General features: G+C 51.1%; 22 protein-coding genes and 1 tRNA gene. 9 read left to right on the top strand and 14 right to left on the bottom strand.

Features of this window, described 5'->3' with window-relative positions:
• Positions 1-21: 21 nt before the first annotated feature.
• The 3 genes from IEY24_RS24100 (at position 22) to IEY24_RS24090 (ending at position 3,039) form a co-directional block, all read left to right on the top strand.
• Positions 22-1,179 carry a pyridoxal phosphate-dependent aminotransferase gene (locus IEY24_RS24100; protein WP_188936939.1) on the top strand — a complete coding sequence of 386 codons (1,158 nt, stop codon included), beginning with the start codon at positions 22-24 and terminating at the stop codon, positions 1,177-1,179.
• A 28-nt stretch (positions 1,180-1,207) separates the two neighbouring features.
• Entirely contained in the window at positions 1,208-2,065 is an 858-nt protein-coding gene (locus IEY24_RS24095; protein WP_188936937.1) for a prephenate dehydrogenase, read from the top strand.
• Positions 2,066-2,271: 206 nt separating this feature from the next.
• The gene (locus IEY24_RS24090; protein WP_188936935.1) at positions 2,272-3,039 is read left to right on the top strand and encodes a murein L,D-transpeptidase catalytic domain family protein; all 768 of its coding nucleotides are present in this window, start codon (positions 2,272-2,274) and stop codon (positions 3,037-3,039) included.
• Here IEY24_RS24090 and IEY24_RS24085 read toward each other — a convergent pair.
• The 9 genes from IEY24_RS24085 to IEY24_RS24045 form a co-directional block, all read right to left on the bottom strand.
• On the bottom strand, positions 3,012-4,208 hold the full coding sequence (locus IEY24_RS24085; RefSeq protein ID WP_188936933.1) for a L,D-transpeptidase family protein: 1,197 nt from the start codon (positions 4,206-4,208) through the stop codon (positions 3,012-3,014). The two genes, IEY24_RS24090 and IEY24_RS24085, sit on opposite strands and share 28 nt — an antisense overlap.
• A gap of 134 nt (positions 4,209-4,342) precedes the next feature.
• Positions 4,343-7,000, bottom strand: a complete 2,658-nt coding sequence (locus tag IEY24_RS24080) for a permease prefix domain 2-containing transporter (protein ID WP_188936931.1) — start codon at positions 6,998-7,000, stop codon at positions 4,343-4,345.
• Positions 7,001-7,003: 3 nt separating this feature from the next.
• Positions 7,004-7,357 carry a PadR family transcriptional regulator gene (locus tag IEY24_RS24075; protein WP_188936929.1) on the bottom strand — a complete coding sequence of 118 codons (354 nt, stop codon included), beginning with the start codon at positions 7,355-7,357 and terminating at the stop codon, positions 7,004-7,006.
• A gap of 164 nt (positions 7,358-7,521) precedes the next feature.
• Positions 7,522-8,460: a glycerophosphodiester phosphodiesterase family protein gene (locus IEY24_RS24070; RefSeq protein WP_188936928.1), complete on the bottom strand. Its 939-nt coding sequence runs from the start codon at positions 8,458-8,460 to the stop codon at positions 7,522-7,524.
• Between the two features lie 14 nt (positions 8,461-8,474).
• Positions 8,475-9,077: a histidine phosphatase family protein gene (locus IEY24_RS24065; protein WP_188936927.1), complete on the bottom strand. Its 603-nt coding sequence runs from the start codon at positions 9,075-9,077 to the stop codon at positions 8,475-8,477.
• A gap of 2 nt (positions 9,078-9,079) precedes the next feature.
• Positions 9,080-10,537 (bottom strand): FGGY-family carbohydrate kinase, encoded by a 1,458-nt coding sequence (locus tag IEY24_RS24060; RefSeq protein ID WP_188936926.1) that lies wholly within the window; start codon positions 10,535-10,537, stop codon positions 9,080-9,082.
• Positions 10,538-10,631: 94 nt separating this feature from the next.
• Positions 10,632-12,083 (bottom strand): FGGY-family carbohydrate kinase, encoded by a 1,452-nt coding sequence (locus IEY24_RS24055; RefSeq protein WP_188936924.1) that lies wholly within the window; start codon positions 12,081-12,083, stop codon positions 10,632-10,634.
• A 10-nt stretch (positions 12,084-12,093) separates the two neighbouring features.
• Entirely contained in the window at positions 12,094-13,098 is a 1,005-nt protein-coding gene (locus IEY24_RS24050; protein ID WP_188936922.1) for a 2-hydroxyacid dehydrogenase, read from the bottom strand.
• A 24-nt stretch (positions 13,099-13,122) separates the two neighbouring features.
• Entirely contained in the window at positions 13,123-14,382 is a 1,260-nt protein-coding gene (locus tag IEY24_RS24045; protein ID WP_188936920.1) for an MFS transporter, read from the bottom strand.
• 440 nt (positions 14,383-14,822) lie between these two features.
• On the opposite strand from IEY24_RS24045, the gene IEY24_RS24040 reads away from it, so the two are divergent.
• Entirely contained in the window at positions 14,823-15,590 is a 768-nt protein-coding gene (locus IEY24_RS24040; protein WP_188936918.1) for a DeoR/GlpR family DNA-binding transcription regulator, read from the top strand.
• Positions 15,591-15,633: 43 nt separating this feature from the next.
• Here the strand turns inward: IEY24_RS24040 and IEY24_RS24035 are convergent, their stop codons facing one another.
• From IEY24_RS24035 to hflX, 5 genes are all read right to left on the bottom strand, one after another.
• The gene (locus tag IEY24_RS24035; protein WP_188936916.1) at positions 15,634-16,854 is read right to left on the bottom strand and encodes an inositol-3-phosphate synthase; all 1,221 of its coding nucleotides are present in this window, start codon (positions 16,852-16,854) and stop codon (positions 15,634-15,636) included.
• 255 nt (positions 16,855-17,109) lie between these two features.
• Positions 17,110-18,405: a glucuronyl esterase domain-containing protein gene (locus IEY24_RS24030; protein ID WP_188936914.1), complete on the bottom strand. Its 1,296-nt coding sequence runs from the start codon at positions 18,403-18,405 to the stop codon at positions 17,110-17,112.
• 109 nt (positions 18,406-18,514) lie between these two features.
• Positions 18,515-18,952, bottom strand: coding sequence for a hypothetical protein (locus IEY24_RS24025; protein WP_188936912.1), 438 nt, complete (start codon positions 18,950-18,952; stop codon positions 18,515-18,517).
• Between the two features lie 201 nt (positions 18,953-19,153).
• Positions 19,154-19,225: transfer RNA gene (locus IEY24_RS24020), tRNA-Arg, on the bottom strand.
• A 68-nt stretch (positions 19,226-19,293) separates the two neighbouring features.
• Positions 19,294-20,529, bottom strand: a complete 1,236-nt coding sequence (gene hflX, locus IEY24_RS24015) for a GTPase HflX (RefSeq protein WP_188936910.1) — start codon at positions 20,527-20,529, stop codon at positions 19,294-19,296.
• A gap of 336 nt (positions 20,530-20,865) precedes the next feature.
• Between hflX and IEY24_RS24010 the strand changes: the two genes are divergently transcribed.
• From IEY24_RS24010 to IEY24_RS23990, 5 genes are all read left to right on the top strand, one after another.
• Positions 20,866-22,251: an MATE family efflux transporter gene (locus tag IEY24_RS24010; RefSeq protein ID WP_188936908.1), complete on the top strand. Its 1,386-nt coding sequence runs from the start codon at positions 20,866-20,868 to the stop codon at positions 22,249-22,251.
• Between the two features lie 279 nt (positions 22,252-22,530).
• Entirely contained in the window at positions 22,531-23,922 is a 1,392-nt protein-coding gene (locus tag IEY24_RS24005; RefSeq protein ID WP_188936905.1) for an MBL fold metallo-hydrolase, read from the top strand.
• A gap of 47 nt (positions 23,923-23,969) precedes the next feature.
• Entirely contained in the window at positions 23,970-24,179 is a 210-nt protein-coding gene (locus tag IEY24_RS24000) for a hypothetical protein (RefSeq protein ID WP_188936903.1), read from the top strand.
• A complete protein-coding gene (locus IEY24_RS23995) occupies positions 24,164-24,541 on the top strand; it encodes a type II toxin-antitoxin system VapC family toxin (RefSeq protein ID WP_188936900.1) in 378 nt (125 codons plus the stop codon). The genes IEY24_RS24000 and IEY24_RS23995 overlap by 16 nt, the downstream gene beginning before the upstream one ends.
• 59 nt (positions 24,542-24,600) lie before the next feature.
• Positions 24,601-25,176 (top strand): YeeE/YedE family protein, encoded by a 576-nt coding sequence (locus IEY24_RS23990; protein WP_188936898.1) that lies wholly within the window; start codon positions 24,601-24,603, stop codon positions 25,174-25,176.
• The last annotated feature ends 18 nt before the right edge of the window (positions 25,177-25,194 follow it).

Genomic DNA, 25,194 nt, shown 5'->3' with positions numbered 1-25,194 from the left:
AGCACAATTCAATTCACTATAATGATTATAGAAACTGCACAGCGCACCAGGCAGACATCGGAATACTATTTCTCGGTGAAGCTGGCCGAAGTGCGCAAACTGATTGCCGAAGGGCATGACGTCATCAATCTCGGGATCGGAAACCCGGATATGATGCCCTCAGTAGAAACGCTGGAAGCATTGACAACCGCTGCCTATCAACCGCAGGCGCATGGTTATCAGCCTTATACAGGCACCCCCGCTTTCAGAAAATCAGTTGCAGATTTTTATTATCGTACCTATGGTGTAACACTCGATCCGAATTCCGAAATATTGCCGCTCATTGGTTCGAAAGAGGGCATTACCCATATATCGCTGACATTCCTCGATCCAGGCGACGAGGTGCTGGTGCCCGAGCTGGGTTACCCGGCCTACCGTGCCGTAAGCCAGATGGTGGGCGCGGTGGTGAAAGAATACCCGCTGCGCGAAGATCACGGCTGGCAACCCGACTGGACTGCCATGGAAAGTCTCGTGACGCCCAAAACGAAGCTCATGTGGCTTAATTACCCGCATATGCCCACGGGCGCGCCTGCGACGCAGGAGCTTTTCGAAGAAGCAGTTGCATTTGCCAAAAAGCACCGCATATTGCTTTGTCATGATAACCCATACAGCCTGATCCTGAATAAGAAAGCGCCGATCAGCCTGCTTTCTGTGGAAGGTGCCAAAGAGGTGGCGATCGAGCTGAACTCGATGAGCAAGTCGCATAATATGGCCGGCTGGCGGCTCGGATGGCTTTCGGGCGCGAAGGAATACATCAGCGCGGTGCTGACGATCAAAAGCAATGTTGATTCGGGGATGTTTTGGGCAATGCAGGAAGCTGGCGCGAAAGCATTGGGTAACTCTGCCGAATGGCATGCGGAGCGCAATGCCGTGTACCAGGGCCGTCTGGAAGCGTCCGAAGCGCTTTTGCGCACGCTCGGCTGCACGTGGGACGACAAGCAGGAAGGCATGTTCCTCTGGGGCAAGCTGTCCGATTCCACGGAATCGGCGGAAGCGCTCGTGAATAGCCTGCTGGTTGAAAAGCACGTTTTCATTGCACCGGGCGTCATTTTTGGCCCGAAAGGTCAGCGTTATATCCGTTTATCGTTATGTCTGCCGAAGGAAAGAATCTGGCAGGCGGTGGAGCGGATCAAAGGGTAATGTTTCAGGATATTTAATTTTAAAAATAATGATAATCAGTATCATAGGGGTCGGCTTGCTGGGCGGGTCGTTTGCCCTGGGGCTGCGCGAGAAATACCCGCACGTGAAATTCGTGGGCGTGGATAACTCGTCGGTTAATCAGAAAATAGCACTGGCGAAAGGGATCGTGGACGAGATCCTGACGCTCGACGAGGCATTGCAGGTATCGGAGCTGAACGTGCTCGCGACGCCCGTGGACGCCATTACCAAATTGCTGCCCTACATGCTCGATCATCTGCCGGATGGCCGGACGATCACGGATTTGGGTTCTACGAAGGAATTGATCTGCAAACTGGCGGACAAACATCCCAAACGTGGCCAGTTTGTAGCGGGGCATCCCATGGCCGGTACCGAAAACTCAGGCCCGGGTGCGGCATTCAAGGAGCTTTTGATTGATAAAAACGTGATCATCTGCGACAAAGAAAAGAGCAATCCGGATTCATTGGCATTGGTCGAAACGTTCCTGCGCGATGTAGGCATGAAAATCCATTATATGCAGCCCGTGGAGCACGATCTGCATTTGGCTTATGTGTCGCATCTGAGCCACATCAGCTCTTTTGCATTGGGTATGACCGTGCTGGACAAGGAACGCGACGAGCGTGCAATCTTCGATATGGCGAGCACCGGTTTTTCTTCCACAGTTCGCCTTGCGAAAAGCTCCCCGCAAATGTGGGCACCGATTTTTGACCAAAACAAAAAGAATGTTTCCAAGGCATTGGGGGACTATATCGAACTACTCAAAAAATTCAAAGACGCTATCGACGGCCGGGATATGGATGCCAGCCTTTCTTATATGGCCCGGGCTAATGATATCGGGCGGGTATTAGCGGGGATTGAGAAGAAATGATGAAATTGAATGATTGAATGACTGGGTAGTTAAGGTCAGGAAAAAGTTGAGAATTATTTCTTATAAGTAATTGATAGTTAGTATATTGCAAATGGTTCTGAAATTTTTCGGAACCATTTGCGTTTTAAGGCCTGTTAGGCTAGGGTCGCTTAGCAGCGCATCTTCTAGATTGATTTTGAAGCACATACTCAATAAAACAATAAGAAATGACAAAAGCGCATGGGGTTTTGGCAGCGGTATTGATAGCAGCAGGCATTTCATTAAGTGTTCACCGGGCCGACCCACTTTCCAGAATTTCTACCACCAAAAAATTGCCGTTCGCTAAGACCGATTCGGCTGTTACCCGTTCCGAATGGATTTCATTGTATGACTCGCTGGGCCTGAAAAAGCAGGGCTTGTCGGAACGTGCATTCTATTGTGCATGGTTTGGTTTTCAAAAAATCAAACTCGATAACCCGATCATGGCGATTTGCGACTTTACACAATCTTCGCGTAATAAGCGGCTGTATGTGATTGATTTGCTGAAAAAGAAAGTGCTTTTAAATACTTATGTAGCGCATGGCCGTAATTCCGGGAGCGAGTTTGCCGAGCGCTTTTCCAATGCGAACTCTTCTTTCCAATCCAGTTTGGGTTTTTATAAAACATTAGGTACTTACCAGGGAAAGCATGGCCTTTCGCTTCGGCTGGAAGGACTTGAAAAAGGCATTAACGACCGTGCATTGGAGCGCGCGATCGTCATGCATGGAGCGGACTATGTGAGTGAATCGTTTATCAGAAACACCGGCAGACTCGGCCGCAGCCTTGGCTGCCCCGCGGTGTCGATCGCCGATTCCAAAAAGCTGATCAATATGCTCTATAATGGGGCCGGACTCTTCATTTATTCCGCTGACCAGCATTATATTCAAAAATCTTCTTTGCTGGCCGGTATGGAAGCAATGGCCGATGTTCAGGCATTGGGCGTTTCGCGTTTGTAAACATCCGGGAAATACATCAAATCGCCTTTCGGATTACAATCCGCGGGTAAATACAGCAAAAACACCGGAACCCTCACTTTCAGCTTGTGCCACTTCGGCGGGTGCGAAACGGTATCGGGCTCGGCCATGAAATCGCTGTCGAGCAGTTTGGTACCAGCCATATAGTTGGCCAGGTCGGTCGGATGTTGCACGCGTACGCACCCGTGGCTGCGCCAGCGCTGGTCGCTTTTGAACAGGTATCTTGCATTTGTGTCGTGCAGGTAAATCGCCAAAGGGTTTTTGATCTCCACTTTTAGTAAACCCAGCGAGTTGTCTTCACCGGTTTCCTGCCTGAAACGGTAGGGGAATTTTTCGGCGGTAAGGTCGCCCCATTCCAGTTCTTCGGGATTTATCGCCTGTCCGTCTTTATCGATCACCTGAATGCGGTTTTTGCCCAGGTATTCGGGGTTTGCCGCAGCTTTCGGGAAAATCTCTTTAATCGCAATGCTTTTAGGCACGTTCCAGTAGGGATGCGTGACAATGCTCGTCGCATAGGTGTCGATCGTGGGCGTAGGCGTGTCGCGCTTACCCACGATGGTACGCATGGTGAGCACGTGCTGGCCGGCGGAATCCATCGCTGTCAGGTATGCGCCCCGGATATTGACCACTACAAACCGCGGTGCGCCCTGAATTTGCCGGTGAATCCAGCGATAAGCATTGAGCGTTTGGGCCACGTAAGCGGCGCTGTCCTTTTTCTGCTCCTTCAATAACCGGGTGTAATGGATTTTCAGGTTATGATAAACCGGAAAAACCGGTTCTAGTCTTTCCAGAACCTTTTCCACAGATTGCCCGTTAACAAGCTCCTCGGCCGCGTCGCGGATCAATGTAGTGTCGGCTTTGATTTTTTTCTGGGTAAACCGGATGGTGGGCTTGTGCCCGAACGCTAATTCTTCCAACAATCCAAATACCGGCTGCGTGCCGGCCTTCGCCTCGAATTTACGCGTATCGATCCCCGCATTGCCTGCGAGATCGAGTAGTTGCTGATAAGTTTTCTTTTCACTGATCGCCACGGCAAGCTCCTCGTCAGTCATTTCCTTCGGGTTTTTCCGGCAGGATTGCATGATCGCGAGCGTAAAAAGAATCAGGAGGGGAATGTACCGGGCTTTGCCCAGGCCGGAGAGCATTTGCATGAGGGTTGTTGATTTTTGGTGCTGGCAAAAACAGTACAATTGTTATGCTAACTTAAAAAGCGCATACGCGTACTGCCAGCAGCTCAAAATGGGGAATTAAAGTGGCATCTCTGTACTTTAATTCCCTAAATCGATTATTCGTTACGAAGGCTGCGAACAGGATCGGCGGTAGCTGTGCGGATCGCCTGGAAACTCACGGTTCCGATCGTCACGACCAATGCCGCCACGCCCGTTACGGCAAACACCCACCAATGGATCGCCGTCCGGTAGGGATAACTTTCCAGCCACTTTTGAAGGCCGTACCAGGCCAATGGTGAAGCTACCACGATGGCGATCATCACCAGTTTAACAAAATCCTTCGAAATCAATCCTACAATACCTGCTACCGACGCGCCCAGCACCTTGCGGATGCCTACTTCTTTCGCCCGCTGCTCCGCCGCCTGCACCACCAGCCCGAAAATGCCCAATGCGGAAAGGAACATCGTCAGTCCGCTGAAAAAAAGGAAAAGCTGGTGCAGTTTGGATTCGGCTTCGTATTGTTTGAAAATCTGGTCTCCAACGTTGCTGATGCGTAGTGATTTGTGGGGCAAAAACTGCTTTCCGAGTTTTTCCACGGAGGCTACGACCTGCCTTTCGGTGCCTGGCCGAATGCGGATGAGCATACCGCCGTAGTCCGGCGACTTCCGAGCGAGTATAATCGTCGGTTTGATAGGCTCGTAGAGTGATTCGTTGTGAAAATCGCCGACAATTCCGACTGGCACCGAGCTCGCATTCTCGACGTGCTTGTCCAGTTCCCTGATACCCAGCATTCGTGCGGCTGTGGTAGTAATCAACGCATTCTGGTTCATTTGGGCTTTTTCAAACAGTTCAAAACTGATTTTTTGAAGCGAATCTCCATTGAGCGCATCGGCATAACGGTCGCTGAACATCCGGCCTTTCATCAATTTCAGGCCTAAGGTTTGCGGCAGGTCGATGTCGCCGGCAATATACCATATCGCGATTTGTCTCGTCGCGTCGGCAGGGTCTTTGATGTTTCGCCTCATGTAGCCGCCACCCTCGGTTGGCAGCCAGAAAGCAATACTGCTGGAAACTACGCCCGGAATGCGCTGTATTTCGGTTTTGAAAGCATTGCCTTTGCCTTCCCAGGAAATCTGTTCGATGCTTAGCAAGTCATTCTTTTTGTAGCCGAGTTCCTTGTCTTTCATCAGGCGAACCTGCTGCCATACCACGATCGTCGCCAGGAGTACCACAATGGAAATGCTGAACTGTGCCACGACGAGCGTTTTCCGCAGGCCGTTCCGTCCCAATGCCGACGTCATGATTCCCCGCAAGGTATTGGCTGGTTTGAAGCCGGATACCATCCAGGCCGGGTAAACGCCCGTGATGAGCGAGGTGATGAAAATTGTAGCCAATGCCGCGGCGGCCATCCCGACGCCCGAAATGAAGGTGATCACGAGCTTGTGACCCAGGAAGTTTTCCACTGGCGCCAATGTGAAGTAGTAGGCAAAGAAAGCAATGCAGGTAGATAGTCCGAAGAGGAGCAGGGTTTCGGTAAGCAACTGCACTATGAGCTGGAGTCGGGAGCCGCTGAGGATTTTCCGCACACCGGTTTCCTTGATCCGCGCAAATGCTTTCGCCGTACTGAGATTGACGAAGTTCACGCAGGCAATGAAAAGCAGCAATAATGCCACACCGGCAAAAATATAAATGGTACGTGCATTGGCCTTGATGTTCTGTCCCTCCGCGAAATCGGAATGAAGGTAAATGTCCTGCAAAGGCTGAAATTCAAACTGTTCCCGTCCGCTATTTTTCATAAAACCTGCATACCATGCATTCACCTTGCGGGCAAATGCATGTACGTCGGTGCCGCGTTTGAGCTTAATGTAGCTGCGGCCGTAGGTCATGTAGCCGGAGCTTAGGAGCGGCTCAATCTTCCTGGACCGGATCCTGATCGCGTCTGCACGGAGGTGGCTGTTGTACGGAATGTCGTCGATTAGGGCAGTAACTTCGTAGGCCACCGGCTGCGAATCGAATGTTGGAATATTATGGATGATTTTACCGATTGGGTCCTGGCCCGGGAAAATCTTTGCCGCATACGACTTGCTTACCGCGAGCTTCCATCCGTTTTGGGTGGAAGGCTGAAAGCTTCCTGCGAGCAATTTAATGTCGAGAATTTGGCTGATGGCCGTATCGGCGGTGAGCAAATGCGTTTCCACGCCGTCGCTGTCACCAGGATGAATTTTGAAATGAAGTGTAGTAGCATCCAGCGGCGACCACGATTCTACTTCTGCGTAGTTTTTTTGCAATTCGGGGCCCAGAGCCTCGGGCGAGGAGCTCGACCGTTCGACGATGTCGGCACCCATTTTGCTCCTTGTTACAATCCTGTAAATATCATCCTTCCTGCCCCATTGCCGGTCATACGAAAGGCTATCGATCACCACGGTAGCCACCATCATGCAAGCCCACAATCCTATGGAAAGCCCCGTCAAATGGATCAGCGAGTAGCCCCTGTTTTTTACCAAAACCCGCGAGCCGATTTTGAAATAATTACGCAGCATATCGCGGCTGAATGCGGATGGCGAGCCGTATGGCGACGGTTTTCGCCGCATGATCGAGGGTCGGAGCAATGCAGCCACTTCGCGGAGGAAAAAGAAATTGGCCTTGCGTGTGCCTGTGCGGCGGTGGCGCAGGGCGTAGCGCTCGTGGAGGTCGCCGAGGAGTTCTTCGCGCAGGTGCGGGGCGCAGATGCGCGTGGCCAGCTTATCGAGCCAGCGTGGAGGGAGTGGTTGCATGGTTCAGCTGTTTGAAAAATCGAGGCCCATTTTTGATAATTCGGCAGGCGTAATGCGGTTCCAGAGGCTGTTCCGCACGGAACGGGCTTCGTGCAGGATCTTGCCGCCGTAAGCTGTAACGGCAAACAGCCGTTTGCGTCTTCCGCCGCGTTCCTGCGTGGCCTCGCCGAGGTGCGAGTTCAGGTAACCTTTCTGTTCCAGCCGTTGAAGTGCGGCATGTACGGCACCGGTGCTCACGGTTTGCCCGGTTTCACTTTCGAGCTCTTCCGCAATGCTCACCGAGTAGGCGCCCGGCGCCAGTGCAGCCACTGCCAGCAGTACGATTTCTTCAAATTCACCCAGATCGCTTCGTCTCATAGAATGTGTCCGTAGTTATTATATCTATTTCTGTATGTAAAATATCTTGCCAGATGATGAAAACTGTATTTGCGTTGAAATTGTGCGTGTTTAACGAAAAATCCCTGTTCAAAAGCGGACAGGATTCGTCCGGCTTTGCACAGGGACCATAGGGCGAAACCGCGCTATCTCTTACCAAAAAACCGCTGCTTAGGGCTTTCCTTCTGGGCGTATTCCTTTACCGCTTCCGCGGCCTCGATTGGTAAATCCGATTCGAGAATGGAGGCGCCATCTTTCGCAATGGCAAGGTAGGCGGCTTTGCGCTCTTCGGGGGTTTTGAGTTTGTCGTAGGACGATGCAGCCGAGATCATGCACATGGTGCCTTTTTTGTTCAGTAATGCATACAATTCCTTGTTTTCGGGCTTGACGTGCGGGCCAATGTAGGCGATCATCTGGTTGAAGGGTACCCCGGCCTTTTCGTAATCCGCATATTCCTTCATATTCCGGACGAATGCGGAGAAGGTGTGGTTTTTGTTTTGGGATAAATAATAGGTCATTTCCGCGGCGCTGTGGACGGTAAGCATCACGAATGCATCTGCTTTGTGCTTTCGGATCAATGCTGCCGTCATCGCAAGGGGAACATCCTTGTGGTCGAGGTTGAGGACGGTTTTTCCACGCGCCCATTCGATGACCTCGGATAGCGTCGGGATCGGGAAGTCGGTAACGTTGCCTTCGGCGTCTTTCAGGCGAAATTTTTTGAGTTCTTCATAAGTGTAATCCGACAGCTTGCCCGTGCCGGTCGTCGTCCGGTCGAGTGTGGCGTCGTGCATGAGTACCATCACGCTATCCTTCGTCAGCCGCGGATCGATTTCGAAGAATGCCGGGGTGTGTTTCAATGTATTTTCAAAAGTGGCGATGGAGTTTTCGGGGAAGCCTTTTACCATGCCGCCGCGGTGGCCGGTGATGAGGATCGGGTCGTTGCCGGTGAATTGAAAATAGGCGTGCAGGTCTTTCGCAGTCTTGATTTTCAGAACGTTTAGTTTGTTCTGCGCATGGCTGGAAATATGGTTTCCCATTGCAAGCAGCGCGGCTAGTACAAATGGGTTAAGGAATTTGTTTTTCATAATAATAGCAAAAATTAAGAGCGGCAATTGAGTTTCAAAAGACTGAATTCGCCCTGCCCGTCGAGGCTGAATAATGTCACCGAAGAGTTCTCCTGGACGATCTGCCGGTAATTTTTTAGCGGCATACCCAGTTTCCAGGCCATGTAAAACCGGTTTACGGCATTATGCGCAACCACCAGCACCGTGCCGTTGGGATGTTTTGTTGAAATATCATTGAAAAAATCATCCATACGCGTCACAATCTCGACGGCCGTCTCGCCCGTACCGCCCGCACGTGCGTAGTCGGGCTCTTGCGCCCACGCGTCCCAGAGCGCGGGGTTTTCGGCTATAAACTCCGCTCGCGTTTTTCCCTCCCATTCTCCGAACGAAGCCTCGATCAATCGCTGGTCGACGGTGATGCCGGGATAGTTACCCGAAGCAATCGTGGCGGTGTGGTGCGCGCGTTGCAGGGGCGAAGTATACACGGCGTCGAAATGAATGTCTTTCAGCAATGAGGCGGCCAAATGTGCTTGTTGAAGGCCTTTTTCGGTTAATCCGATGTCAGTAGCGCCGCAGTAGCGGTTGCCGTCGGCGTTCCAGAAAGTTTCTCCGTGACGGAGCAGATACACGTGAAGCATGGTCAATGGATGATGGGCACGGGGCCTGGTATGAAACCTTTTTGAGTTAAAGTTTGGATAAAAACCTGGTATTGCTGCTCGTAAGCTTCGGTCAGGGCTGGTTCCGGTTGGATGGTTTTTTCAATGCGCGTCATCGCGCGTGCAGCCTGCGTGAGCGTCCCAAAATGCGAACCCGCCGCCGCGACGATCGCAGCCCCGGCGGCACCGGTCACATTGCCGCATTTGTGAACGGGCTTGTTGAGTACATTGGCGCGGATCGTGAGCCAAACATCGCTGTTGCTCCCGCCTCCCGCGGTGTACACCGCTTTCACTTTTTCGCCCGACAGGTTCTCGATTACTTCATAGGCATAGCGCTCGACGAATGCGACTCCCTCCATGTTGGCGGTAAAAATAGCCTCCTGGCTTGCATTTTCAGGCGTGAAACCCCGTGCGTGCGGTGCGATGAAGGGGAAACGTTCGCCCTGCTGCAACAACGGATAAGCGATCAGTCCGGTGGGAATGAGTGTTGCTGCCGCCTTATTCAGCAATTCGAGACTATCGGTAAAACCCGCTGAAACCCAGTCGGCACCGATATTACCCGCGCCACCGGGCATCCAGTAACCTTCGGGATGGCGATGGCTGTAAACGCGGCCTTCCGGGTCTCGGATTTCCCGTGTCGTTACGCCTTTTACCACGAGCGTGGTGCCGATAGTGGTATTCCAATCTCCTGGCTGTACCGCGCCCGAAGCGACTTGCGAAGCACAACCGTCGGTCATGCCTGCTATTACCTCTATGGCGTTGATTCCTAATCTTTGCGATAAACCGGGCAGCAATGTACCTATTGCAGTGCCGGAAGGGACTACGCTTTGCAGCCATTCTTTTCGCAAGGGTAAATGTTCCGTCAAGTAGGAAGGCCATTCGCCTGTGCCGACGTCGAAGCCGGACTTCAATGCATTGGTATAGTCTGTTATTGAAAAATCGCCGCAGAGTTTGCCGATGATAAAATCGGTTGCATGGATCCAGGTCTTGAGCCGCGCCGCTTTTTCGGTGAAATGGTCGGAATACCACACCATTTTGGATAGACCACTGGACGCATTAAAACCCGTGTAGCCGTCCGGGTGGAGCCGCTCCGCCGTTTCCCGGCAATATTTCCCTTCGGCCGCAGGGCGGGTATCGGAGTACATCAGTGCATTGTGCAGCGGTTCGTTATGTTCGCCGAGCGGGATCACCGTGCCGGACGTGGAGGTGACCGAAATCGCTTTGACGGCATTTAAATCAACGCTTCCCCGAACGCAGACGAGCAGGTTTTGCAGGCATTCGAACGCCGATTCCCACCACAAAGCCGGCGATTGCTCCTCGCGCGAATGTGCCGTGAGCGGAAAGATTTTCTCGCTACTGCCGACCGTTCCACCTGTTTCATCGAGCAACACCACCCGCACACCCTGCGTCCCGACATCGATTCCAATGAAATATGAATGCATTTAATTGTTCAATTTTCGATTAACAATAAATTATTGCGAGGTATCGACAGTCGCGGCGCCGACAAATATGAAGGTGCGTTTGTGTCGGGTGGAATTATTGGTGCGTAAATGATTTTAATGTATTTCGTGCGTTTTTCCATTCGTTGTGCCATTTCAGGTGAATATTGTTGCCATCGGGCTCTGTAACCTGCAAGGTCTCCGGGGTATGGTTTGGAATGCCTAGTGCATTGTTGCAAATCACCACCCCGCCCGAGACCGAGGCCTGGCGATAGTTGGTGCGTATCATCACTTTTACACCCAACAAATTGGCTATAAACTGCCTTAGGAGTCCGCTCTGCACGCCTCCGCCGCACATCCAGACATAACCCTGCTCATGGTGCGCTACTTCGCGGAGCACGTTGTAGTTTTCGGCAATGCTGCACGCAATGTCCCAAAGTGTGGCCCACACAAAATGCGCCCGGCTGAGCTGGTGCGATACGGGTGTGTTGAAGATAAACCCGCCACGTGTGAGCGGCGACTTTTCACCGGCCAGCAACGAGCCCAGCGCGCCTACGCAATGTGTGTCGCGAATGGCAGCTACCTCTGTTTCAATCAGTTCGTAGGGTTCATTGGGATAGAAAATTTCTTTTAACCGCTGGTAATTCAGCCCCGTAACGCCAGCGTTAGCTTCGAGCAGGAAGTTGGTGTTGTCGGTATGGCGGTTGGTCCAGGTGCGGGCTTGGGCGTCGGTTACGTAGTGATCTTCAATTTTAATAATAGGCGTGGTGGTGCCTGAAACGATCACGATATCTTCAACGGACGGTTCGAGGCTCATGATAGCGAGCTGCGTGTCCGAGCCGCCAACTACCACATCCGCCGTTTCTGAAATACCGAGTTCCTGTGCAATTGCAGGTAATATTTTGCCCAAAACCGAGCCTGAACGCACCAATGGCGGCAGTAGCGTACTGTCTAGCTGATAGATGTCGCAAAGTTTTGGTGACCATTCGCCTTTGGCGACATCGTACAGCAGCGTTTCAGAGGCTTGCGAATGTTCGTAGCCCTGCACCCCGCCGAACATGAACTGCGCCCAGTCACTGATGCTGACGAACGTTTCAACCTGCTGCCAGAGGTCCGGGCGGCGTTCGCGTACACCGACGAGTTTTAATGCAGAGAAAAGAGAAGTGGGGTAGCGGCCGGTAAGCGTGTAAATTTCATGCTTGTCGGGTGCATTGTCCTCCCACTCCCGGCCGCGATGGTCGATATTCGGCATGCCTATGAGCGACTGGCCGGTACTGTGGAGTGCTACAATGCCCTCGCGCTGGCTGGTGGCCGTAATGGCTGCTATGGTCACCGGTCCGGCCTGCGCCAAGGCTATCGACGACAGATTCTTAATCTGTTGCCAAAGCGCATTGGGGTCGAAAAATATGGATTCGGGATAATGAATGTCCTTTTCGTACTGCATATCGCCGCTCGCTACGCCCAGAATAGCGCCGGTGGTGTCGGCGATGGCGACCCGCACGTTGCCGGTGCCGATGTCGGCCACGAGGTAAGCCTGTTTCAATGTCATTGCTTTTGGGTTAATGGGTTCTGACAGACAATACTTCGCGGTTCACCAATTGGCGGATGGCGCGGTTGCCTGTTAGGTAAAAGTCACGCAGGGCCTTGTTCATAATGTCGGCATGGTGATCTTCCACTTCAAAAGTAGCCCCGGCAATGTGCGGCGTGGCTAGTACATTTTTGTGATGGATGAGGCGATAATCCAGTTCATCAGGTGGTTCGTGGTCAAAAACATCGAGGATAGCCCCGCGAATCTTGTTGTTTTCGATGGCTGAAAGCAGTGCTTCCCGCTTGACGACCACCGCGCGGGCCGTATTTACGAAAACGGCATCTTTTTTCATCAGCCCGATCAGTTCCTTGCCAACCATACCCTCGGTTTCTTTATTTACCGGTAAATGAATGGATACTACATCGCTGAGGCGGAAAACGTCTTCCAGGCTCACCTTTTTAAAATCCGGATCCTCCGAGGTGTAAAAGGGATCATAATAGAGAATTTCGGCCGGAAAATGCTTTACAAGATTGGCGATAGTCTGCCCCACAGCCCCAAAACCGACCATTCCGATCGTTTTTCCCGCGATTTCATTCCCCTTAAATTGTAAATAGGAAGTGTGCGCCCCGGCCTCCCATTGCTCCCCTTCCAGCCACGCAATGCCTTCGAGCGTGTTGCGCAGGAGGTTGATGAGGTTGGCAATGAACATTTCCGCCACCGCCTGCGCATTGCGCGCGGGGGTGTTAAAAACCGGGATGCCTTTGGCCGTGGCGGTGGCTACTGCCACATTGGAAGGCGTCCCCCGGCAGACGCCGATAAACTGTAAACCGGGGAATGCTTCGATCACAGCCGAGGTCACGTGGTCGTGTTCGGTAATGAGGGCATCTGCCCCGGTTTCTGTCAATAATGCAATGAGCTCGCCCTCGTTGTAAGCGCGCTCCTGCAATTTCCATGGCTGATAGATGATCTCTTCGAATTGTTCTTTTAATGCCTGCTGCGCCTTGTCGTGGTAGGGGGCGGTGATTAGGATTTTCATAATGGTGTCGGCGGTCAAATTGTGTCAATTGTTGTCATTAACTATCAAATGCTTCTCCCCAACGCTACTCTTCTGCGGCAGCGTTATAAACCGCGTCAGTACGGCGCTGATGAAGTACAAAATTGCCAATGTCCAGGCCACGCCTTCGCTGCCGATAGAGCCGATGAAGAGTCCTACGATGGCGGGGCCGATGAATACCGGGAGGCCTGCACCGAGGTTCAGGATGGCCATGGCAGCACCTTTTTCTTCTTTGACCAACGACGGTACCAATGCCGATAATGGTACATATCCGGCGAGTAATCCGCCCCATAGAATGCCCGGGATGAGGATGAGCCAGAAGTTGCCGTCGAAAAGCGCCGGTGAATAGTAAAAAAGCAACGTGCTCACGCCACAACCGAACCCTCCGAACCACATAATGGTGTTCTGCCAGCCCAGCCGGTCGCCTACGAACCCGAAAATGAGGTTGAAAATGATATTACTGGTAAAAATGGTCCCCCATATCCACAGCCATTCCTGCGTCGACAGCCCATGAGCAGCCATATAGGTAGGCATGAACACCGGGAATGCAAACTGGGCCGTCGTGTTGATGATCCGTACGATGCCGCCTATGAGCACTTTGGGCTCTTCACGGATAATCGTGAAGCCTTTCAGAAGTTCTTTGGCCTTTCCGGCAGCTTCACCAGTGGAGTGGAATTGATCTTTGTTTAAAACCAATGCAAGAAACGCCCCGACGGAAACCCAGAATATCGAGCTCCAAAGGGTGTTCTGGTAACCAATGCGCTCGATGGCCCAGCTCGAATAATAGGCGCCGAATACATTGAGCCCGCCGGTAAACACAAACCAGAACCAGCCTACCGCCCGCCCCAGCGCATTCTCAGGTGTGCGATAGGTGATCCACACAAGAAACGAATACGCAAACAACGGATACCCGAACCCTCGGACCGCATAGGTGAGCAGCATGACGGGGAAATTCAGCGATTTCATGCCCAGTCCCACAAAACCCACCGTGCCGAGGATGTACAGCAAAATACCCATCAGCATGGCCTTGCGTGGCCCGTACCCTTCGGCGAGCACGCCTGAAAACCACGACGAAATGGCGATGGTAATGCCGTAAACGGTGAATAGCGAGGCAGACTGCTGGATGGTCATCCCGCGGTCGAGGAGATAGGGGCTGAGCCAGCCTTGCTCCACGCCATCGCCCATCATGAAGATCAAAATACCCAAATAGCCCCAGGCGAGGTGCCTGGGCAATCCGATGCGGTCAAAGGGTGTCGTTGGTGTCATGTTGGATTGGTTTAGGGATGTAAAGAGGTTGGCGTTGGCAAGGGTTAGAGTAGACCTAAATTTTACATTTTGGCAACAATGAGTTAAAATTATTTCACTTTTTGGTGCCTATCCCGCGCTCCGGCAGCGATTTGGTCTACTGTTGGTATATTGTACATAAAATTCATGGAATAGTATAGTGTGAAAGCCATGCAAACAAAGTGAAATTAAATTATTTAAACAAAATTAAAGTATATTAAAGTAATAGAAACAACCTCTTTTAAGTGTTAATGAAATGATAATGTCCGCTTAGGGATAGTAACCGGGCCGTATGCGGTCTTTTGTAAGGGTATTAGCTTCTATTCAAAAAGTGAATCTGGCGGTATGGGTGCGAACGGATATGCGGGAAGGTTTCCATGTTTTGGAAACTATGGTTATACTTGCTTTCAAAGTGTATCGAAATGACAATTACGGAAAGGCATCAATTCATTTTGCAGGAGCTGAAAAGGGCAGGTACGGTGAGTATCATACAGCTGTCGGAACAAATGCAGGTTTCCGGCGTGACAATCCGGAAGGACCTTAAACTACTCGAAGACAAAAACCTGCTGTTCAGGACGCACGGCGGAGGTTCGCTGAACAACCCTTATGCAGTCGAGCGGCCCATTAATGAGAAGGAATTCATTAATTCCAATGAAAAGCAAAGCATTGCGCGAGAGGCATTGACGCTGATCCGGCAAACGGATTCGATCATGATCGGCTCGGGGACAACGGTATTTGAACTGGCGCGCTGCCTGCATCCGACGAAGCAGATCACGGTGATCACGCCGGCGGTAAAAGTGACGTTGGAGCTCAGTAACAGGCCCAATGTGGAGGTGTTACAGCTAGGCGGACTGATCCGCCAGAACTCGTCTTCCGTGGCGGGCTCCTATGCCGAATATATTCTCGAACATATTTCCTGCGGGGTGCTGTTTATCGGTGTCGACGGGATTGACTTCGATTTTGGGTTGTCTATCAGTAATTTAACCGAGGCCGGGCTGAATCAGAAGATGATCAGTACCGCGCAGGTTGTAGTAGTGCTTGCCGACCATACGAAGTTCGGCAAGCGGGGAATTGGCAAGATTTGCGACCTCGACCAGGTGCAGTACATCGTGACCGATGCGGGCGTTTCGGACGAGGCCATCAAATCCCTGGAAGACCGTGGCGTAAAAGTGCTGGTCGCAGGGAAGTAGCGGTTTAGAAAAGTAAGGGTTTAGGGAAGTAAGCCTGCTGTTATTAATCCATTTTATCGGCCAGTTCCAGGCTCAGTTTGAGCTGTTTTCTGGTCGATGCCGTGAGTTCGCGTTTTGCCAGTGCATGGCATTCATAAGTTGCATCCGCGAACATCATTTGTTGCGGGGGCGTTTTTTGGGTGGCGGCCGAAGGGCCACGCAATGCGCCCACGAGCCCCATTTCGCGCGCAACGTAAACATAGCGCACGGCGTCGATTACCACGCCGGCGGAATTGGGTGAATCCTGTACCGAAAGCTGTGCGTCAAGCGTCACCGGTGAGCCCATGAAGCCTTCGAGTTCGAGGCGGAAATTGGCAACTTTGTTATCTCCGTAAAATGCAATGTATTCCGAAGGCCCCGCGTGCAGGAAGCTGTCGGCCGTGGAAATGCCGCGGATGTCGTTTTGGGCACGGATCACATTCTCTTTGGAAATTTTCTTTGATTTCAGACGGTTTTTGTCTTCCATATTCAGGAAATCGGTGTTGCCGCCCACATTTCGCTGAATGTGTGCTTTCACATGGTGGCCGCGCTCGAAGGCCAGTTCCTGCAACATTTGGGACAATATGCTTGCGCCAAACTGGCTGCGCATGTCGTCTCCGATGATCGGAATGCCCGCGTCAATGAATTTTTGCTCCCATTCCGGGTCCGACGCGATGAATACCGGAATGCAGTTGACGAGTGAAATACCTAGTTCAAGGCAGATCTCCGCGTAAAACTCCGTTGCCAATTGTGACCCGACCGGCAGGTAGTTTATCAATATTTCTACCTCATGCGCTTGTAGATGGGCGATGATTTCCTGGCGGATGGTGGCGGTCAATGCTTCGTTATACCTTTCGCCGCTGGTCAGCAAATCGGTTTCTTTGAGTTCTTCCTTTATCACGAAACGGTTATCGGCCGGGTAGGCGAGCATTTGCGGCGAAACGCCGTCGAGTACCGGCGAGCGATAAACCGGCGCTTTACTGGTCACTTCCGTATAAAGTGCTATCGCGCAGTTTGGCTTAGTAAAAATGGCATCTTTCAATGAGAGACCGATTTTGCGCTCGTCGACCTCGAAGCCGCACACAAATTCAATATTCTCGGCGCGGTAGCCACCGATCTCGTCGGCCATCAGTCCGGAGGTTTTTTCTGTATACCGTGTGTAGTATTCAACTCCCTGCACCAGTGAACTAGCGCAGTTTCCGACACCTACGATCGCTACCTTTATCTTCTTATCGATATTTGACATTTCCAATAATCTAAGTTTATGATGAAAATATATTTTTAAAATATTTTAATTAATATAAAATACTTTAATTTGAGCCAAAATAAACTATTTAAATCTGATAATGCAACTGTAAATGCATATTAATGCAAACGTTTGCATTAATATGCGCGAGTTTAATTTTAGGTATATTACAATGCCACGAAGGCACGAATTTAACACGAAGAATATTCGTGTTAATTCGTGCCTTCGTGGCATTTAGACAGGCTATTAAATTCCCTACAAATACTTCTGCATATAGCTCACAAACAACTTCCAATCCTCCGGCAACACGGTGTGTCCTCCCTCATGCATGTAATACCCGAGGTTGTTCATGAGCAAAGACGTATCCCCGGCCGCTGGCATAGTAGCGGAAGCGTCAGGTCCTGTCTCTCCAAAAAGATGGTAAACAGGTGCCGCCGCAACCGCGGACAGGAACTCGCCTTTGGGATCCGACCAGTAGTCAGTGCTTCCGGTTTGCAGCAAGAGCGACCGTGGGGCCATGAGCGCCACTAGTATATGTGCATCGATCGGCATTTCGTTCACCTTGTCGGCCCAGCCGTGGTAGTTAGGCGCGAACTGATATAAATACCGCGAGGGGTCGGAAATATGCCGGATCGTCTCGCCATAATTGCGGCGCGCCAATGCAGCACCGCCCTCGCCGGAAATACTGGCAATTACCATTTTGAATCGCTGATCGTGAATGCCAGCCCAAAGCACCGTTTTTCCAAGTCGCGAGGCGCCCTGCAATGCTACACGTTTGGCGTCGATCTGCGGATCGGTTTCGAAATAGTCCATTGCGCGGCTGAGTCCCCAGCCCCAGGCGGCGATAGCGCCCCATTCGTTGGCGGCGGGTTCCGACTGACCGTTTTTGAGGTAGGTTTTGCGAATACCGTATCGCAGGCCGTCCTTGAAATCCGGCTCGATATCGCCGTAATAGACCGTCGCGAAGCCAATGCCGGCATCGAGGAACTGCTCCACATTGAGCTTGCCAAACGGTGTAGGCTTGTCGGCCTTCACTTTTTGGCCTTCCTTGTTCCAGATCTCGCCCACGCGCAAGCCAGTGTCGTCGATAATCTGGTTGTAGGCGGCGAAGGAAATATTCAATAATAGCGGCGCTGGTTTGGCGGCCTTCGCCGGGAGGTAGATCAGCAGGTTCATTTTGTGATCCGATGTGTCCTTTGTAAAATACACCGTCACCTGCTTGCGAATGGCTTTTCCATTGAAGGCCGGGGTGCCCTTATCGAATATATGGAATGCCAGATCTTTTGGTTTGGGCGGCATTTTGCCAAACTGATTTTCTTCCGCAAGTCGCAGCAATTCGGGACGGCGCTTGTCGGTCCATTGTTTGGCGGTGATGACCGGTTTCCTGTCGGCGGTTTTCAGGAGCTCGGGCAAGGTGTAAGTCCCGACGGAATCTTCATTGTAATTGACTGGAAAACCCGCAACGACTGTCGGGCGGTTTGCTGCTGGTTGCTGAGCGAATGCGCTCGCGGAGGCGAACAGGAATAGTGCAGGTAAAAATTTTATTCTCATGGGATTAGGGACCCTGCCAGGGGGATTGGTCATGTTTAGCGTCCTAATAAGTCCCGGGCTGCTAATGATTACTGACTTTGTTTTAAGAGAGTGGATGAATCCACAGGCATTACTTCCTAAATGACGTATGGTACCCGCGCCGGTGGGTCAAATCAAAAAATCCATCCATTCCCATGATGCCATAAAAGACCACCTTTCCATTCGTCAATTCCAGATATCCGAATTCACTTAGCGGGACGGTTTTTATTGGAAGCGGTATCATTTTAAAAGATTCTAAACCTCCAATCAGCTTGAAAATCCGGTTCGGCGTTGAATCCATGGGAAACATTTCCCGCTCCGATACTTTGCGCGCCAGGAATTCTTCAACATTCTCACTCATTTTATCATAAACGATCACATCTTTCCCGACATGGTATCCCTGACGATGCTGAAAGCTAGAATCTTTGAAAACCGGACGGATCGCCACTACGTCTTTCGGGAAAATATGATGCCGTTTTCCGCAGGAGATCAGGAAGGTTGTTAGGAATGCAAGGGTTAGTGACTTCATTGGTGTGGGTACGGTGGTTTCGATGTACGGTTGTAATCGGCAAGTAACAAAAAAGCCAGACAATATGCCTGGCTTTCGTGACCGCGACGGGAATCGAACGGCACCGGCCGCCCGGCCATATCTAGAGTTTAGTTGGAGTCGCATTCGACAAACTTCCATTCTTGCAAACACAAAAAAGCCAGACAATATGCCTGGCTTTCGTGACCGCGACGGGAATCGAACCCATATCTAGAGTTTAGGAAACTCCTATTCTATCCGTTGAACTACGCAGTCAATACCCATCCCCAACAACCGGGAATCGGGGTGCAAAACTGAGAAAAAATCATTTGAATTACAAATGATTATTCCTCAGTTTCTACGGCTGTGTAGCCGAGATCGAGCCAGTTCGGGTAAATGGAGAAGTGTCTTTCCTTCACCAATGAGAACAGCGTCCGTTTTAATTCATCGATATTTTCCTTCTGCTGGGCGGAGATAAATACCACATGGTCGGCTTTTTCGGCGATGTAGCTTCGTTTCAGCTGATTGAGTACGTCCTGCGTCGACAGCGCGGTTTCTTCCTGGTCTTCGTCGTCGTTGTACGATGGTTTGTACAAATCTATTTTGTTGAATACCAATATGGAAGGCTTGTTCGCTGCTCCTATTTCTTCCAGCGTTTTGTTCACTACATCCAGATGCTCTTCAAAAGAAGCATGCGAAATGTCCACCACGTGCATCAGAATATCCGCCTCGCGCACTTCGTCGAGGGTCGATTTGAATGACTCGATGAGGGTGGTTGGGAGCTTGCGGATAAAGCCGACGGTGTCCGTGAGCAGAAAAGGGACATTCTCCATATTCACCTTCCGCACGGTTGAATCGACGGTTGCGAAGAGCTTGTTTTCGGCAAAGACATCGGCCTTGGACAGGTTCCGCATCAATGTCGATTTGCCCACGTTGGTGTAACCCACAATGGCCACGCGTACGAGGCGGTCGCGCTCTTTGCGGCGGGTAGTGCTTTGCTTATCGACTTTTTCCAGTTTTTCTTTCAGGAATGCAATCCGGTCTTTTACGATCCGGCGGTCGGTTTCGAGCTCGGTTTCACCCGGGCCACGCATACCCACACCCGCACCCGATTGGCGGCTAAGGTGGGTCCACATGCGCGTCAAACGAGGGTACATATATTGGTACTGCGCGAGTTCTACCTGCAATTTAGACTGGGCCGTCTGCGCACGCATCGCGAAAATGGCGAGGATCAGCAAGCTGCGGTCAATTACCTTAATATCCTTAAAAACGGCTTCCAGGTTGCGGACCTGCGAAGGCGACAGATCGTCGTCGTAAATGATCATGTCAACCGGGTTCGCGGTGACGTAGATCAGGATTTCTTCCAGCTTGCCTTTTCCGGTGTAAGTCCGGATGTCGGGCCGTTCGAGGTTTTGTGTAAACGTCTGGACAGTCTCTACGCCCAGCGTTGTTGCCAGGAATGCGAGTTCTTCCAGGTATTCTTTTGTCTTTTCGACGTTTTGCTTCTGGGTACTTACAGCTACCAGTACGGCGGTTTCCTTTTTGGCGGCTGTCGAATATAATTTCTTCTTATCAATCATGCACTGGTGTTTTAATGGCTTGTTCCCGGCTCAAAAATCCTGCAAAAGTATACCGCACGCCGGAAATGGGGCAGAGTTGCAACGGTTTGTCCGGCGCAAAAGTTCACGGCGGGAATTCGTGAAATTACATTTACCATTTAACAAATCCATTTTTTTATTTGATTGTTCGAAAAAGTCTTTTGTATCTTTGCCGAAATTCTTTAAGCCTATGTTGGTGCTCATCTTCGGCTAATACTTAGCCACAAGTCATTCCCCGCCTTTTAACAGGCACTTTTTTTACGGTCCTCGATGGCCGCGCAATTTTCTATTTATCCATATTGCAAATTCTTATTTTCCATGAAAAAGTGGTTTACACTGCTTCGTCAGGCTATTCGTGGCTCCGAAGAAAGTTTTACCGAAGGAAGCATCAACCGTGCCATTTTCTTGCTGTCAGTACCCATGATCCTCGAAATGGTTATGGAGTCGCTGTTCGCGGTTGTCGATATTTTCTTTGTTTCAAAAGTCAGCACTGAGGCCGTTGCGACGGTAGGGCTTACCGAATCTGTTATTACGCTGGTTTATTCGGTTGCCATTGGTTTGAGTACCGCGGCTACGGCCACGATCGCCCGGCGTACGGGCGAAGGGAACCTCGACCAGGCCCGCCACGCGGTGGGGCAGGTGATATTCATTTCACTGGCGATCTCTTCTGTGACGGCGGTGGCCGGTTATTTGCTCGCGGGCGACATTCTGCGCATGATGGGCGCCGACGCCAAGGTAATCGAGACGGGTACTAACTTTGCCCGGATCCAGTTTCTGAGCAGTCCGGTGGTGGTGCTGCTCTACTCGCTGAGCGGGGCGCTGCGTGGTGCAGGTGCAGCAGCAACGGCCATGCGTTCGCTGATGATCGCCAACGGCTTCAATATGGTTTTGGGGCCTATCCTGATATTCGGTATCGGGCCATTTCCCGAACTCGGCGTAACAGGCGCGGCGCTGGCGACAGCCACAGGACGATCGATTGGTGTTGGCTACCAGCTGTTTTCGCTTGCGAAAGGCAAAAGGGCATTAGGTTTGCTTTGGGAAGATCTTAAACCAAACCCGGAAACGATCAGGGCCATCGTTAAAATCGCAACCGGCGGTACGGTCCAGTTCCTGATCGGTTCTGCAAGCTGGATTTTCCTGACACGCATTCTTTCCGAATTCGGCAGCGACGTGGTAGCGGGTTACACCATTGCTATCCGCGTGATCATGTTCACATTGCTGCCTGCCTGGGGACTTGCGAATGCCGCCGCGACGCTGGTAGGGCAGAACCTGGGAGCCGGCAAGCCCGAACGTGCCGAAGCGTCAGTTTGGAAATGCGCTTCATTCAACCTGATTTTCCTGGGCGTGCTTGCAGTCCTCATGTTTATTGGTGCTGAAAGCATTATCGGCTTGTTCAGTTCCCAGCCGCATGTGGTCGAAACCGGCAAGCTTGCATTGCGTGTGCTTTGCCTGGGTTACGGGTTTTACGCATACGGGATGGTGGTGATCCAGTCGCTGAACGGCGCTGGCGATACCAAGACGCCGACGGTTTTGAACCTGATCGCATTCTGGACGGTGCAAATCCCCACTGCGTATGTACTGGCCGTTATACTGGGCTTCGGGCCGGTTGGTGTTTTTGCTGCGGTACCCATTGCGGAATCCGTTCTGGCCATGCTGGGCATTTGGCGGTTCCGTCTTGGGGGATGGAAGGTGGTTAAAGTCTAACTATGCCGGGATTCATTCGGGGAGGTCACTTAGTATTGGGGTTGGTCAGGAGTTTTCTGATCGTGGTACGTTATTGCCTTGGGGTTATTCGACGGCGGTAGGGCGGTCAGGTTAGCTAGGAATAGTAAGGAACTGTCGGGAATTGTTAAGGGTTGTCATTGTTGACGATGAGTTTTAATTTTTAAGAAAAGTCGGATAATATCTGACAGGGACTGACCACTCTTGACAATACCTGACCATGCCCGACACGTTACATCCACATAAAGACGTATAGACAACATGAAAATAGAGCAGATATATACCGGATGCCTGGCGCAGGGCGCTTATTTTATTGTTTCAAACGGCGAGGCCGCGGTAATCGACCCGCTGCGGGAAGTGGCTCCCTACATTCAGAGGGCTGAAAAAACCGGCGCCCGGATCAAGTATGTATTTGAGACCCATTTTCATGCGGACTTTGTTTCAGGTCATATTGATCTGGCGGAAAAAACCGGTGCGGAAATTGTTTATGGTCCTGGCGCACAAACCGGTTTCAAAGCGCTTATCGCCGAAGATGGTGAGGAATTCAAATTGGGCAATATCATTATCCGCGCTTTGCATACGCCCGGGCACACCATGGAGTCTACAAGCTATCTGTTATTGGATGAGTCTGGTAAGCCTGTCGCGCTGTTTTCCGGCGATACGTTATTTATTGGTGATGTAGGTCGTCCGGATTTAGCACAAAAAGGCGATCTCACGATGGACGATCTGGCGGGCACTCTCTATGACAGCCTTCGTGCCAAAATCATGCCGTTGCCCGACGATGTGATCGTTTACCCGGCACACGGCGCAGGCTCTGCTTGCGGTAAGAATATGAGCAAGGAAACTTCCGATACGCTGGGCAACCAGAAGCGATTCAACTACGCGCTGCGTGCCAATATGACCAGGGAGGAATTTATTAAAGAAGTAACTGCCGGCTTGGCGGAGCCGCCGCAATATTTCCCCGAAAACGTGAAAATGAACCGCGACGGTTACGAAAGCATCGACGACGTGCTCGAACGTGGCCATCAGGCATTATCGCCGGAAGCATTTGAAGCGAAGGCCAATAATACCGGCGCACTGATACTCGATACCCGTAAACCGGCAGATTTTGCAAAAGGTTTTATACCAAATTCCATCAATATCGGCATCGACGGAAGCTTTGCTCCCTGGGTAGGCGCATTAATCCCCGACTTGAAGCAACAGCTCCTTATCGTAACAGAGCCGGGGAAGGAAGAAGAGGTAGTCACGCGTCTCGCTCGCGTTGGTTATGATTATACAATTGGCTATCTCAACGGCGGTTTCGAAAGCTGGAAACAAGCCGGCAAGGAAACTGACACCGTCGAATCGGTGAGCGCCGGGGAATTTGCGAACCGCTACGAATCGGGCGATGTCGAGGTGATTGACGTGCGCAAGCCTGACGAATTTGCCGCGGGGCACATCGAAGGAGCACGAAACCTACCTTTAGATTACATTAATGATCTTATGGCGGAGTTTCCAAAGGACCGGAAGCTCCACATTCATTGTGCGGGAGGTTACCGCTCCATGGTAGCCGCCTCGATCCTCAAATCGAGAGGAATAGAGGATGTCGTCAATATCGAAGGAGGCTACGGCGCGGTGGCCAAAACCAACGTCCCCATATTGGCCGAGGCGTGATTATTTAGTTCATTATTTGTAGCTTAGGGAAAAACAAAAGGTCGGTTATGGAAACGCTGGTTGTGGAGCTTACTCATAAAAATGCATTGCAATTGTTGAAAGACTTGGAAGCGATGGATATTATTCGTTTGCATGATGATAAAGAGGCTCCGAAGAAGAAAATGTCTGAAAAATACAAAGGAATCCTACCACGCGAGGCCGGCGAGGAACTTATTAATTATATAAATCACAGCCGAAACGAATGGGACAATACTTAATCGATACCAACATCGTTTCGAAATATTTGTCACGTTTGCTGCCTCCGGAAGGGGAACGTCTTTTAGACGCGGTGATTGATTCGACACCTCAGCTATCCGTCATAACGCAAATTGAGTTATTGTCGTGGAAAAGTGAATTTGAGAACAGGATTAGAGAGTTTGTGAATGATAGTTCTGTCTTTGCTTTGAATACGGAGGTCGTTGAGATGTGCGTTAAATTAAGACGGGGCCGGAAAATGAGAACCCCGGATGCAATAATAGCCGCAACTGCTATTATCAATGACCTCACTTTATTGACTGATAACGAAGTAGATTTTATTGGTATCTCAAAATTGAAACTGCTCAATCCTAACAAACTCTAGAAGTTTGAAAAATAGTCTTCAATTAGTATACAAAATCTATATAATTAATATCATTAACAATGGAAATAGTCGAACTTCTCAAAAGCCCATGGCCCTGGTACATTGCCGGGCCTCTGATTGGCCTTACGGTGCCGGTGCTGCTCTTGCTGGGGAATAAATCGTTTGGCATATCGTCGTCGCTGCGGCATATCTGTGCGGCGGTGATTCCGGCGGGGTTGCCTTTTTTCAAATACAACTGGCGGAAGGAAGTGTGGAACCTGTTTTTCGTCGCAGGAATCGCGGTTGGCGGGTTTGTAGGGAACTTCTGGCTTGGCAATCCGGATGCCATTGTGGTGGCCGACGATACGCGACAAACGTTGGCCGCATTGGGAGTTCAAGACTTTTCGGGACTTATGCCCTCGGATATTTTCGCAGTAAGCAATGTCTTTACGCTAAAAGGCTTGATTTTCTTTGTACTAGGCGGGTTTTTGGTCGGCTTTGGAACGCGTTATGCGGGAGGGTGTACGTCGGGACATGCGATAATGGGGCTTTCTAATCTGCAATGGCCGTCGCTCGTGGCCACGGTCAGTTTTATGATCGGCGGGTTTGCATGCACGCATGTGTTGCTTCCTTTCTTTCTCAATCTGGTCAAATAGGTGGGCTTTTTGCGACAA

This window comes from Dyadobacter endophyticus, from assembly GCF_014641595.1.
In the GTDB taxonomy this organism is placed as follows: domain Bacteria; phylum Bacteroidota; class Bacteroidia; order Cytophagales; family Spirosomataceae; genus Dyadobacter; species Dyadobacter endophyticus.
Note: the sequence above shows the minus strand (reverse complement) of the source record. Positions and strands in the feature narration are given on the sequence as shown.